Annotated in this window: 9 protein-coding genes; all 9 read right to left on the minus strand. The window is 48.8% G+C overall.

Translation table 11 applies throughout. The features are described 5' to 3' along the window. Positions 1-37: 37 nt before the first annotated feature. The 9 genes from ACMGDE_RS02715 to ACMGDE_RS02755 all read right to left on the minus strand — a co-directional run bounded on the left by ACMGDE_RS02715 (position 38) and on the right by ACMGDE_RS02755 (position 13,903). Entirely contained in the window at positions 38-400 is a 363-nt protein-coding gene (locus ACMGDE_RS02715; protein WP_436831220.1) for a c-type cytochrome, read from the minus strand. Next, positions 400-1,671: a glycoside hydrolase family 99 protein gene (locus ACMGDE_RS02720; RefSeq protein WP_436831221.1), complete on the minus strand. Its 1,272-nt coding sequence runs from the start codon at positions 1,669-1,671 to the stop codon at positions 400-402. The genes ACMGDE_RS02715 and ACMGDE_RS02720 overlap by 1 nt, the downstream gene beginning before the upstream one ends. 5 nt (positions 1,672-1,676) lie before the next feature. Then, on the minus strand, positions 1,677-2,846 hold the full coding sequence (locus ACMGDE_RS02725) for a hypothetical protein (protein ID WP_436831222.1): 1,170 nt from the start codon (positions 2,844-2,846) through the stop codon (positions 1,677-1,679). A 92-nt stretch (positions 2,847-2,938) separates the two neighbouring features. Next, positions 2,939-4,204, minus strand: coding sequence for a hypothetical protein (locus tag ACMGDE_RS02730; protein ID WP_436831223.1), 1,266 nt, complete (start codon positions 4,202-4,204; stop codon positions 2,939-2,941). A gap of 14 nt (positions 4,205-4,218) precedes the next feature. After that, positions 4,219-6,489: a GH92 family glycosyl hydrolase gene (locus ACMGDE_RS02735; protein WP_436831224.1), complete on the minus strand. Its 2,271-nt coding sequence runs from the start codon at positions 6,487-6,489 to the stop codon at positions 4,219-4,221. 39 nt (positions 6,490-6,528) lie between these two features. After that, complete coding sequence (locus ACMGDE_RS02740) at positions 6,529-7,860, minus strand: glycoside hydrolase family 99 protein (RefSeq protein WP_436831225.1); 1,332 nt, start codon at positions 7,858-7,860, stop codon at positions 6,529-6,531. A gap of 198 nt (positions 7,861-8,058) precedes the next feature. Beyond that, positions 8,059-8,793: a DUF3823 domain-containing protein gene (locus ACMGDE_RS02745; RefSeq protein ID WP_436831226.1), complete on the minus strand. Its 735-nt coding sequence runs from the start codon at positions 8,791-8,793 to the stop codon at positions 8,059-8,061. Between the two features lie 22 nt (positions 8,794-8,815). Next, positions 8,816-10,747: a RagB/SusD family nutrient uptake outer membrane protein gene (locus tag ACMGDE_RS02750; RefSeq protein WP_436831227.1), complete on the minus strand. Its 1,932-nt coding sequence runs from the start codon at positions 10,745-10,747 to the stop codon at positions 8,816-8,818. 12 nt (positions 10,748-10,759) lie between these two features. Further along, on the minus strand, positions 10,760-13,903 hold the full coding sequence (locus tag ACMGDE_RS02755; protein ID WP_436831228.1) for a SusC/RagA family TonB-linked outer membrane protein: 3,144 nt from the start codon (positions 13,901-13,903) through the stop codon (positions 10,760-10,762). Positions 13,904-13,949 lie beyond the last annotated feature (46 nt).

Here is a 13,949-nt window from a genome sequence, read left to right on the forward strand (position 1 = left end):
ATCAACGGATGCCGCGGTGATCGTCTTCCTATGGGCTTTATTTATCTAATTCTTCTTTCGTCCAAGGCGTGATTCGGTCGGTCGTCTGCTCCCGGATTGCTTTCACCTGACTTTCCCGCACGGCAGGTGCCTTGTTACCCAAGTCATTCCGGATATAGCTGAGCACCGAGGCGATATACGCATCGTCATTGGCGGCCAATGGCGGCATCATGTTGGTATAGGTCTTACCATCGATGGGTCCGGTGAGTCCATGAAGCAAGATTTTGATGAGTTTATCCGGATTTCCGTTGACATCGGCATTACCCGCAAGCGAAGGGGCAGCGGAACCACTTCCACCGATATTCAGGCCTTTGCCGTCCCATGGCAAGTGGACCCGTTCCCCTTTTCGGAAACCCTTCATTATTTCCGTTGGGGTCTCAATACACTATACGACCCTTTCCCTTGAAACCAAGCCGCAGCCTGACCCGCTAGCCAAAGGTAATGATCGGTGGGCAAGTCGTCCTCGATGCCGACGAATCGGAGCCCCTCATCACCATTAAGGGGCGTATCTTTTTCATTGGCGGTTTTAAAGATAGCCGTACCTTCGTCAATCTCATCAAACATTGCAATATAGAGCGATTTGGCTCCGGCCTGCTTAGCAGCAACCACCTGTTGCCAGAAAAAATCGCCTTTCAGGCGCGGAATCTGATGATAGATCTCAGGATTTTGGTGCATATTACCCCATGTGAACCCAACGAATACCAATGGCACATAGTCCACATCATTGGCCGCACACCAGGCAATATCTTCGGCAACCACCGAAGGCTCGAACGTTTTACTGTTATAACGACCAACCGCCCATGGCATGATAACATCAGCCTTCCTGATGAGGGTGTGCAAAGCAGCCGAAGGCTCCGTATCCTTGCCCAGGCTACTCCAATAATAAGGTACTCCCAGCATAATAGAGACGTTATGCTCGGGCGACTTCAACCGATCGACCAGTCGGTCCACATCCGCAACGGTATAACGCCGCCGGTCATTGAATCCGACTCCCCAAATGGTCATCATGGGTTTTCCCCGGTGCCACAGATAAGTGGGGTTCACGGCCGGGTCGGTCAGTTTAAACGTTTTTACAAGCTCTTTCCAATCTGCCTCCACGAGTGCAATGTCCTCACTGCGGCAACCACTCAGATCGTACATCACACTGATCGCCCTGCCGTATTTTTTAGCGGCCTTCAATGCGTTTTCAAGCACCTTATTAAAATGTCTTTTACCGGATGTGCTCTTGATTTCACCCACAAAGCGTTGCATGTGGACACCATCAATTCCATACTCCTTCATCCATTTGAAATGCAAATCCACGCTTTCCTCATCATAGGGACTGTACAAATAGGCATCTCGTCCATCTGCAAACTTAAATGGCGATTTATACGTTTTCGTATATTCCCGGATATCGGGCCAGAAATCAACGTTCGTATTGCCCGGCTCAAAAACACCGCCCTTACCCCGATAATGGTACCATCCCCGATTGGAATCGTCTCCCTCGGCTGCAAACCACCCTTGATAACCGGCCATCACCAAGCCGGTGTAGGAAGGGTAGACGGGTTGTGCGTGGTTTTCTGTCTGGGCAAAAAGGCTGTGCCCGATGAACAACCATGTGAGCGTAGCAATAAGATGGCGTAAGCTTTTCATAATACTTATTTATTGGGTTGAATGATACGGTTATATAGTTCTTCGGCATGATCCACACAGGCAACAGCCTGTATGACGGCATTCGGATTATCAACGGTCAATGGTTCAGCTGCCGTATAATTGCGCATCCGGCAACCGAAAAGTGAAATGGTTAGCCGCTTGTCGCCTTTTACCCACAGAAAATCATAGGACTTCTCCAGATTGGTGAGTGCACCATTTCCTCCGGAAAATGCTTCCACATTCGAAATGGCGGTATGCCCTTGCCCTTCAATAATAATGGGGCGCGTTTCTTCCAGCGTGTTTCCGGCATTGGCGATAATGGAGCCCTGGGCAATCTGCCAATTCCGGTTTTTGGTATTCGCTCCTTCCTTGTATATTCCGACAGCAACGCAGTCCAGATTGAAGTTGGTCAACTGGCCATAGCTTTCACTGCCCAAATGGATGCCTCCCCAGGTGGCAAACGTAAATATATCCATCAACTGAGCGTTGTCGGTGTGATTGACGCTGTATGCGAAGGTACCACGGTCCACCACCGAGTCGATAACCGCCTTTGAAAAGCGGTAACCGATTTCACGCATAATCGCGGGATTGACATGGCAATGCAAAAACCGCGGAATGTCATAACAATAGTCTATCCGGATGAATTCGCCGCTCAGCGGATATCCGTAACAGTGTTCAACGAGAATCAACTCGCATTTGAACTTGGGATCAGCATTGAAATCCATGGCAACATACTCGCCATAGAAGGTCAAATCCGAAAGCGTAACCCCCTGCATGAACGCCGTTTTATTCACTTGTATCGTCGGCGGATAGGGGATCACCTTGGCTGGATCTTCAAGTTCCTGTTCGGAATACCAAAACTGGACACCTTCTATGCGGGTGCCGGATTCTACGACGATAAACGGTTGGCTATCGTCGGTAATATTGAACACGCTGCCCACGGGTCGCTTGGCTTCGGGATGTCGGGTACCCCTTGGCGTAGGGCCGTTGGCCCCTACAAGCGAAACATTTTTCTTTAGGATAATACCCCCGTCAATCGGATAAGGCACTTCAACAGGTTCGATGTATAACGCTGCACCGCTACGGGTTGCCCAGTCAATGGCTTTTTGCAGGTTTTTTGCATTTACGGATGCCTCGTTGGTGGGGAGCACCCCAAACTCCTGGATACTCTTCATTTGAGCGCTAACAGTTGATAATACACCAACTGCTAAAAAGAACATAAGTATAAAACGTGTTTGTTTCATGGATCTGGTATTTGATGAACTGATTACTGATTTTCCCAAATTTCTTTGATGGTATTTTCCTGGCTTTTACCCGTTGGGCAATTCGGACTTTGTGTATTTGCCCGATAACGGTTAGTTTCCGCGCCGGTGATGATACGGCTTCCCGGCATCTGTAAAAACCCATTGGGATCGGTTTGTCTCACCCATTGATGTGCATAATGAAGAAATTCATTGCGGTATTCCTCGGGTTGCCTGAAAAACCAGGTAATCTCGTCGTAACCCCAGGCGTAGTGATCTTTCCAATTGGGTTCGTCACGGTGCTTACTGATGCCGAAATTATCAAATTCAACGAGATACACACTATGGTCACAACTCCACCCACTGGGTGTAATACCCCCAGTCGTCTTCCGATAGATCCCATCGTAGTATCCCACCTCCAATTGCACTTTTTGCGGCTCATCGATGATTTCCTTCAGCCGGAGCGGGAACGACACATAGTCAAATAGCAGCTTTCCATCCACAGCCATCCCGCCATTGGGCAAATGTGAATCGCAGATGACCGTGCCACGGCGGGCAACGGTCAATGCAGCTGACCGCACTTTTTCCAATAGTTCTTTCCACGCCGCGGCACCTGCTTCGCCACCAGCCATCGACATCAGTTGAGCTTGCCCGAAATGGATGGCCTCGATACCGATTTCCATATACCGCCGTGCAAGGTAATAGAAAAACATTTTTGTTTCCGTTTGCGTAATATCCGGTACGCTACTGCCCTTGCGCCAATGGTCTACCAATCGTCCTTCGTTGTTAAGCATGGCTTCATAGACAAAGTTCCGTTTTTCGACAGGCAGACCAAACGCTTCAAATACCCATGCTGGTATCGCCACATCGTTTACCTTCTCCGTAACAATTTCAAATACACATGCTTGAAATACCATAGTATGATCAACGGCATGCAGGACCTCCATGGCTTGTTTAGCGTTATCCCAGAAAGTGGGCATGAGGAGAAAATTTTCCTTACCCCATGAATAGATAGCCCGGCCAATGAATTTTGCCCCGATGTTTCTGAGCATTCGAACGTCATCTTCCTTATCAGGATAAGGACCATCGTTGTAACATCCCTCGCTGTTTAGAAACTCCGCTTGCGTAATGCTCCTGCTGAGGTAGTTCTCCAATACAGGTTTTGATATCACGCCATCGGCGAAATGATAAGAAGGGGTCGTGCTTGAAGATAACGTTTGTGCATAGCTCTGCGGGAGCAATGCAATCGTGAAAAGAACCAGTCCGATAACGATTAATTTTTGTTTAGCCATGGTTATGATGTTAATTAGTTGGTTCCGGCAATGCCCCATGATCTATTGGGCTTATCGCCCATTTCGAACTCAAGGGTACCCCCGTTGGTCAAATCATCATGTGAAAACCAAGGGGTATCCAATACCTTTCCGTTCAGTTTAGCCCCTTGAATGTATTTATTGATTTCCGACGCATCGGGTGCAATTACTTCAAACACTTTGCCATTGGGAAGATTAATTCGGGCATGTTTAAATACCGGGCTCCCTATGGAGTAGATGGGGCTTCCCGGTGTAACGGGGTAAAATCCTAATTTAGAGAACACAACAAATGACGACATCCCACCACCATCTTCATCTCCCGGTACGCCCATCAAATCATTCCGAAACCATTGCTTGAGCAATATGCGAATCCGTTTCTGCGTTTTCCACGGCTGCCCAGCGTAGTTGTACAGGTAAGGGATGTGGAGTGAGGGCTCATTGGCCATAGAAAATTGACCCACATTGCCGGTATGGTCAGGGAGCTGCGCATAAAATTCAGACTTCGATTTACCCAATGGCTGATTAAACATATCATCCAGGTTTTTAACGAAGGCTTCCTTTCCCCCCATCAATTGGATAAGGTCTGGGATATTATGCTGCACGTCCCAGCGGTAAACCCAAGCGTTATTTTCTCCATAGTATCCTCGGGCTCCCTGCCCGCCCGAGAACACGTAATCAAACGGCTCTATAAACGCGCCTTCGGCATCCTTGGGGTGGAAAAAATGGGTTTCGGGATGGAAAAGATTACGGTAATTAACGGATTGTTTTAGAAAAAATTCATATTCATCGTCCTTTCCAAGCGCCTTAGCCAACTGAGCGAGGCACCAGGTGTCATAAGACGTGCCCAACGTCACCGCTACCGGTTGCCGCCTTTCAAACCCATTTACCTCTGGGATGTTTTCCTGCTCCCCGTCTTTCAAGGCGGGGATATACCCATGTTCTTTGTAGAACCGATCGAGTTCGCCTGCCGGTGCGCCCGACCATGGTGCCAGTGTCTTCTCGGTAATTGCTAGCTTAGCTGCCTCATAAGCCTTTTCCAGATCAAATCCTTTCAGTCCTTTTACATGTGCATCCAATAGGGTTGCCACACCATGGTTGGAATTCATCCTACGGCTATCCCCATTGATCTCGGGAAAGGTGGGTAACCAAAAATGCTCCATCTGGCTCGCCATCGTGACAAATGAATGCAAAATGTGTTCTTCCTTTTGAGTGTCAATCAATACATTGAGCGGATGATGGGCACGATAGGAATCCCAGACCCAATCGTCTGTATAAAAAGGTATCCCGTTGTCGTCATGAACCGTGCCGTCAAAAGCACTGAAATACCGGCCATCCTCAGATATACTTACCGGGCGCTCAAACGTCCGATATAGCGACGTGTAAAAAACAGCTGCGTCATTTGCCGTTGCCCCTGATACTTCAATTTTTCCAAGGGCTTCATTCCACTTCTTTTTGCCGGCTTCTTTCAATGAAGCCAAGTCGTAATCGGCTATTTCACGTTGGAGATTCTTTTTGGCCTGCTCTGCGTCGATGAATGAAATACCGTATTTCAAACGTAGTTGCTTGGTTTCTGCTGGATACTGAAGCACCACACACGCATTCCGCCCTTCGGCCGCGGTTCCGATAACTAATTGCCCCTTAGCTAAAATGCTGGTACCGGTGGGGGCCAACTCAGGTTCCAAGTACAGGTAAACATTGGTATGGTTACCGATGCTTTGATGGCCCGAAAGAGCCTTCCCGTCCCATTTTAATGATCCGTTTCCGGAATTTACCATTATAAAGGCAGGCTTGTCTTGTTCAAAATCCAATTGGTACAACGCAGATTGGTGTGATGGTGCAAAAGCTACTTCAATCTGCTCTTCATCTAAATAAACCGAATATGAATAAGGTTTGATTTCTTCCTGGTCATAACTATATGACATCACGGGCCGAAGCTCCGCTACATCTCTCTGAAAGGGACTGAGGTTGAAAGCCGAACTGCCCCGATGGCTCGTTACAACGAGTGGAAGCCCCCTTAGGCGGTCGCCAGTGAAATCAATGCGCTCCGGATAAACTCGCAGGAAGCTATTCGGAAGATGAATTGTCGGATAAGTGGGGACAAGCAAGTGGCTGATATTACCCATATAGGGATTTACATAATCCACCGGGCTTCTTTTTGGTTCATCCGTGTTACTACATCCGCTCAACCCGGCTATCGATGCAGCGGCTATGCCCGCATAGCAAATAAATGTACTTGTTTTGTTCTTGATTGTTTTAGTAGCTATCATATTATGGTATTAATTACTTATCTCAAAGCGCAACAGCGATTATCGGTTCGGTTTAGTGGAGCTGTAACCTGATTCCCCGTGGAACCAATTGGCTGCCTGGCCAGTCAGCCAGAGGTAATGATCCGTTTCCAAATCCTGCTCAATGCCCATAAACTGGAGATGCGCGTTAAGTGGCACCTCGTTCTCGCGTGCACATTTAAAAATGGCAGTCCCCTCATCCACTTCATCAAACATGGCAACATACAGGGATTCTGCCCCGGCCCCTTTGGCCCCGGCTACCTGCTTCCACAGGAAATCTCCTTTTAACCGCGGGATTGAATTATATTGTGATGGGTCATTGTGCATATTGCCCCAGCTGAATCCCGGGAATACCAGCGGGACATAATCCACACCGTTCTGCTTGCACCACATCAAATCCGTGACCATCGTGCCCGCCGCGTTGTTGTAGCCATCGTTATCGTATCGCCCGACTGCCCAGGGCATGATGATATCTACTTTTTTGATCAGTTCTAGTAACGCAGGATCATGCTCGGCATCGCGGTCCAACGTACGCCAATAATAAGGTACGCCGAGCATGATGGACACTTTATTAGAAGGACCTTTTAGCCGATCGACCAAACGGCTTACGTCGCTGATGGAGTATTGTCGGTTATCATTGAATCCCACACCCCATATCGTGACAAGGGGCTTGCCGTTGTGCCGGAGATAGGTGGGATGCTCGAAATTATTAAACAGATCAAATGTTTGTTGCAATTCATTCCAATCCTGCTCCAAATACGCGACATCCTCACTGTTCGAACCGCTGAGGTCATACATCACGCTGATGGCCCGCTCGTATTTCCTCGCGGCTTTCAAGGCATTGGCCAACACCTGATTAAAATGTCTTTTTCCTGCTGCATTGGATGGCTTGATCTCCCCCACAAACCGTTGCATATGCACGCCGTCCAATCCGTATTCTTTCATCCATTTGAGGTGGAGGTCTACACTCTCTTCGTCATAGGGGCTGTACAGGTATGCATCCGAGCCATCTGCATATTGGAATGGCGACTTATAGGTTTTCGCATATTCGGATACATCCGGCCAAAAGTCAATGTTGGTGACACCAGGCCTAAACGTATTGTTGGGTCCTTGGTAATGATACCAACCCCGGTTGGAGCCATCGCCTTCTGCGGCAAACCAGCCTTGGTATCCAGCCATGACCAGTCCGGTATATGAAGTGTATAAACATCCCGTTTCATCGTATACAGCCTCGGGGACCTCTTCGGGTTCTTCTTTGGGAGGTTCGTTTATGGGATTACTTCCTTTTGAACAGCTCAAGGCAACTGCCAACACCAGCAAGAGGTACGTGCATTTTCCGGTTGCCATCATCATGTTACATTTTTTTGTGCACATTCTGCATCAATTTAAATCACAAACCTACCCAAAACCACTAAAGACGGTGATTTAGCCGCTGGCAGTCGTACTCGGCTATTAAAAAATGGTTGCCCATCGCAATAGCGACGGACAACCATTAAAAACAATCAACTTCCCCATCGATTACCATACCATTCAGACAATTAACTAAGCAGATTATCTGGGAACGTCTACTTTAACAATGTCTGTATAGTTATATTTCCGATTTGCATCGTTCACATTAGCCCCCAAGCGGACATAATACGTATAACCCGCCTTTACAGGCAGCGGTCCGATGGTATAGACATCGCTAGTTTCGGAATCACCCACTTCATCCTGCCACGATTTGTTGATCTGTATCCGTTTATTGGAATACTCACCAATGTCAATGTTGTTGGTAGCGCCGCAGAACGTCGTCAGGCTTAGGAAAGGCTTAATCTCGACGAGATTCGGCAGCCCCGTACGAATCGGAGCCTTAAGCCGGCACTTCAACGTTAAATTCAGCCCATCCAATGACGTTTCAAAATCGATCAATTGCAGATACGGTGTAACGATGAAATCCTGTTCCGTAACACCATTAAAGGCGACATTTTTTACGGTATCCGTAACCGGCCAGAAAGGACCGCCATACGGAAGCATATCGTAGGTTCCGGCAAACAGTTTACTGTTGTTGTAGGAGCCGTCCTGTTTTACCGACAAATTTTGGTTGGTCGGCTCGGAGGCTGTCCAGCTCCGTTCCCAGATACGTATGCTCCAGTCATCTTGCGATGAAAGTAAATTCTCGCCCGTATATGAATCGATGACGCGTCCGTGGACACGCACACTCGGAGCATCCCAGTTGTCGGCCTTGTAACAGGAGGTAACCGACAAAAGACTTACGCCTAAAATTGAATATATGATTAACTTCTTCATAATACTTGTATCAACACGTTAACTAATAAAGCGGATTCTGTGGCAGCAAGTCATTGTTCTTGCCAATTTCACCCCAAGGAATCGGTTCATAATAACAACTCTTGGAGGCATTCCATTGGCGGTTAAACCGGTTGTCTTCGTCGAGGTAAATGTATTTCCCTTCGTCGGCCACGTAATAACAGCTCAGTAGCCGTTGCCGGAAATTGTTTAGGATCTGGTCGGCCGTCCGCCAGCGGCGAATATCCCACCACCAGTGGTTTTCAGCATACAGCTCACGTTGGCGCTCGTCGCGGATGAACTGCAGCGATTTTTCGAGCGAGTAGGTGTAGTTCGCCTTGTTGATGGTACCGATGTTGGTCATCGTCATATCGATCGCCGGACGGACCACTCTGGCGCCAGCACGGTCGCGGACCATCGCGACATAATCAAACGCCTCATCGCGTCTACCCAATTCATACAGCGCCTCTGCAGTATTGAGGTAAACCTCACCCAAACGGAAAACCACCCAAGACTGATCACTTCTATAGTCCCGGACATCAGCGGTCGGCATATCGGGATTGATGTATTTACGGATAAACGCCGACCCGAACGCATTATTTTCGCCGCCTTGATCCTCGAAATTCCCATGTGCACCAGTAATGGTATAGGTCACGCCGTCGATTTCGGTAGTCCAGCCCTTACCGCCCAGAATACGGTTGCCGTTGCTGTTGATCGGTGCCGAATTCACACCGCGTTGGATATCAGTGGCCACACCGTCGAATGTCCGGTAGATACCCCGCTGGATGCTGAACGTTTTTCCCCGCAACTCATCCCCGTCCAAGTACATGGTACCGAGCGCCCGGGGTTCCATTCCCTCACGGATGTCACTGCTGTTGTCAAAGCGAACGGGGGTTCCGTCCGGGTTGGTATAGGCCGGCATGTCGTACAATTCCATGAAGTCGAGTGGCACGAAGCTTTCTGCACCGACAAAGGAGGACATATCGGGTGCCGGAGACATCAACGCGTCGTAATTATGCTGCAACGAGTTGCCACGCGGCGAGTTCCTATCGTATTCTTTGACAAAGATGGTTTCCGGCGAACTGGGGTCAAGGAACAGGCTGGCAAAATTGGCTGCCTTGTCTGCATGTTTGTTATACAGGGAAAAAGGACCCGTTTCAATCAGTTTCCCGGCTGCCACCGCATATTCGAAGAACTCGTTGGCTTGTGAAGGTTCCATGCCTGCCAAGCCTTGTTGTGCCGCCAATTCCGTGGCCTTAAATCCCAGCGATTCCGAATATTTTGCAATAGATCCCGCATACAACATTGCGCGAGACATTAATGCCGCCGCAACGTATTTGTTCGCACGCCCCGTTTCTTTTGTATCACCCGACAGGTTATCCATCGCGAACTGCAGATCGTCGTGAATGAATTTCCACGTATCGTATTCGGTATTACGCGATACGTTCAATACTTCGGGGCCGGCCAGCGGATCCTGGACTTCTGTCACGATCGGAACCCCACCGTAACGTTTCGCCAACCCGAAGTAGAAATACGCCCGCAGGAAATGGGCTTCGCCCAGCAACTTATTATAAATCGTCTCGTCGGGGAACTTTCCCTTATAGTTCGGGAAACTTTGAATAAAGTTATTCACTTCACGGATGCGGTCGTACGGCCAGTAGCCGAACCCATCGTTATCGACACTGATCCAGGTATTGAAATACTCGCCGCTCATGGCACCCTGGCTGTTTTTCTCCGTTTGCCAGTCGGCCCTATGGTAGCCGTTGTTCGCGTAATACTGAAAATCCTCAATGGGCAGCCAATTGTAAAGCCCGGTGAAGTACATCTTTACGCCGTACTCGGTCCCGAAAAGTTCCGGTTCACCCATGATCCCTTTCGGCTCCAGGTCCAATTGCCGGCATTGGGAGAAAACGAGCGCACCTAACAGTGCAATATATGCTAACAATCTCTTTTTCATCTTCATAATTTTTTAGAATTTAATGCTTGCACCAAACGTATACGTTTTGTTATTCGGATAATTGTACAAGTCAACGCCCCCCACCCCAGGTTCGTCGTTTATCCGTTCACCCGGACGTTCCGGATCCATGTGTTCGAGGCCAGTAAATGTCAGCAGGTTATAGCCGCTGAAATAAACCCGTAGGTTTTTGATTCCTGCTTTCGATACCCAGCTGTCGGGCAGGGTATATCCCAGTTCAGTGGTTTTCAAACGCACGTAGGAAGCGTCCTGCACTCCGTTCGTTCCGGTACGCCGGCCGTCCCGTCCGGTTACCGGGAAATACCCGGGAATCCATTCGGTATTCGCATCGAAATAATCTGCCATCGGATCGACCGGACGCCAGCGGTCCATAAAAAATGCCAGCGTATTTTGTTCGCCAAAGGGCAGCGCTTCGACGAGCAACTCGTTATATTTCACGAAGACACCATGTACACCCTGGAAATCGAGCGCCAAGTCGATCCCTTTCCAGGAAGCTCCCAGCGAAAGGCCATAATTGAAAACCGGCAATCCGATAGAGGCGATAGGGTGATCGTCTTGACCATTAATTACACCGTCTTCGTTCCAGTCGGTCAGCCACCAGTCGCCCGGCAACGCTCCCTGTCCTTGGGGAATGGAGAAGTTACGGATATCGGCGTAATTGGTGAACATGCCACCTGATTCGTTGCCCCACCAAATATTGGTGTAACGGCCTGCGGTGCGGTTCCGCCAATAATCATACGAATTGCTGGCTGGTGTTTCGAGCCAATTGGTTCGTTTTATTCTGGTAGCAGATAGTTGGCCTCCTACGTAATATGAAAGCTCATTGACCCGGCTACGGTAATCCAGCGAAACCTCATACCCGAAGTTTCGGTCGCCATTGAGGTTTTCCTGTGGCAAATTGGCCCCTACTGTACCAGGGATCACCTCACCGCTAGTAGCCAGCAGCCCGGTACGATCACGCTGGAACACGTCGAACGTAGCATTCAGTTTGTTCTGCAGGAAACCTACATCCAAGCCTAGATTATACGATTTGATGTGATACCATGTTAAATTGGGATTTGGGATGGGTTGCGTCGTCACGCCTCCTTGAAGGCCGCCACCGAACATCCATCCAACCGCGTTGGGGTCGAGGTTGTAACCCAGTGTCGGCGGATAGTTACCAGCTGCATTATCGTCACCCATCTCTCCATACGAAGCCCGGATTTTCAGGTCGCTTACAACCGGTACGTTGTCTTTCATGAAATTCTCTTCGCTGATGCGCCAAGCGCCAGAGAGCGAGGGGAAGAATCCAAAGCGCTTTCCTTCGGGGAAACGGGACGATCCATCATACCGGAATTTGAAGGCAAGCATGTATTTGCTTGCGTAGTTATAATCCAACTGGCCCACCATCGATTTACTGGACCGGTCGCCAATACCGCCACCTAATGCCTGCTGATTTATAGTACTTCCTGCAAACAGGTATTCCGAATCGACGTGCATCTCCCGGAAAGCGCTGAAACTATCCCAATTGCTGTAGGTTTCTTCGTAAAGCAGGAAGTTGTTAAAGTTATGCAAGCCAAAGGACTTGTTGTAAAACAATCCCAACTGCATGTTGGTGTTGTTGTTAACGTTGACCCCCCGAGTGACACTGGCCGGTGTACCTTTTTGAATGGGCGAATAGGTATCGCTATCCGGATTATACTGATAGACGGTGAACGTCCGGTGGTAGTTGTGGTAATCAGGTAAACTGACCGCATAATCATACGATCCTTTTGCTGACAGGCCATCCACTCCCGGGATCTGATACTCCAGCTGCAAGGTTCCGTTAAACCGGCGATCCTTGTTGAGGTTGTACCCCACGTAGTCTGCGTCGGTCTGTACCATCGGATTCACACTTTCATTCAACAATTGGGTATTTCCATTGGGATACAGCGGGTTGTCGTTTGCATAGAAAGATGCATTTGGACGAGTCAACCACGTGTTTTTATAAGCCGTCCAGTCGACTCCATTCGGTTTCGTGGTATTGAGCATGATCCCACCAAGGGACACCCGGGCTTTCAACCGCTTGGTAATCTGTGCATCGATATTCGAACGCATGTTCCAACGATCGGAATTGTAATCGTCGCTTCGATAAGAACCGGACTGCTTTGAGTAACCGAGGTTAAAGAAATACTGTATTTTGTCGCTACCTCCATTTACACTCAGGTTATGTAGGGATTGGGGCGTCGTTTTCTTGAATACCTTGTCCATCCAGTTGTAGGAGGTCAATGTACCGTCCAGGTAAGGTTGGAATTGTTCCTCGGTTACAATGGGATTGCGTCGTACCATATAGTTGCCCCCGAAATCCTGCCAGTTTCTCTCGTTCCTTAACGTAAAATAATCAATAGCATTGGTTGTTTGCGGAACATTCAGAAACTGTTGCAGTGACGTGCTGGTACTAAACGTGATATCCACCTTACCGCCCATGTCCATACCGCTTTTGGTAGTAACCAAAATAACCCCGTTGGCCGCACGCAGACCATAGATTGCCGCGGTACCGTCTTTCAAGACCGAAACACTTTCAATTTCATCGCCGCTCATACGCGAAAAATAGTCTTTGTCTCTTGGAATCCCGTCGACCACGAACAACGGATCGCCCATCCCACGAATATCGATACGCGTACTGTAATCGCCCGGTGCGCTGCTTCGCTGTTGAACACGTACACCCGGCAATTTACCAGTCAGCATGTTTACGGCGTTTTCGTTTTTTGTACGAACCATATCTTGACCGCTAATCGATGAAACCGCACCGGTCAATGTTGCCTTGGTCGTTGTGGAATAACCGGTAACGACTACCTCGTCAAGCTCACTTGCGTCACCTTCCAGTTGAACAGTGATGGAGCTCCTGTTGCCTATCTGCTCAGTCAGTGTTGTTTTGCCCACGTAAGCAAACACAAGGGTTATCGCTTCGCCAGACACCTGGATTTGATATGCTCCACTTTCGTCGGTAGACGTAGCCTGTTCACGTCCGGCAGCCGTGTTGGCTACCACACTCACACCTGCCAGTGCCTCACCGGTCTGGGCATCGGTTACTCGCCCTTGAATGGTCCGCATTTGGGCAAGGCCATACAGCGGAGCAAGCATGATCAATAAATAAAATAAGTATGTTAATTTTTTCATCCCAAAATAGATAATTGGTTAAATATTGCTGATTAGGTGATATCTG

This window comes from Parapedobacter brassicae (assembly GCF_051400755.1).
GTDB lineage: Bacteria > Bacteroidota > Bacteroidia > Sphingobacteriales > Sphingobacteriaceae > Parapedobacter.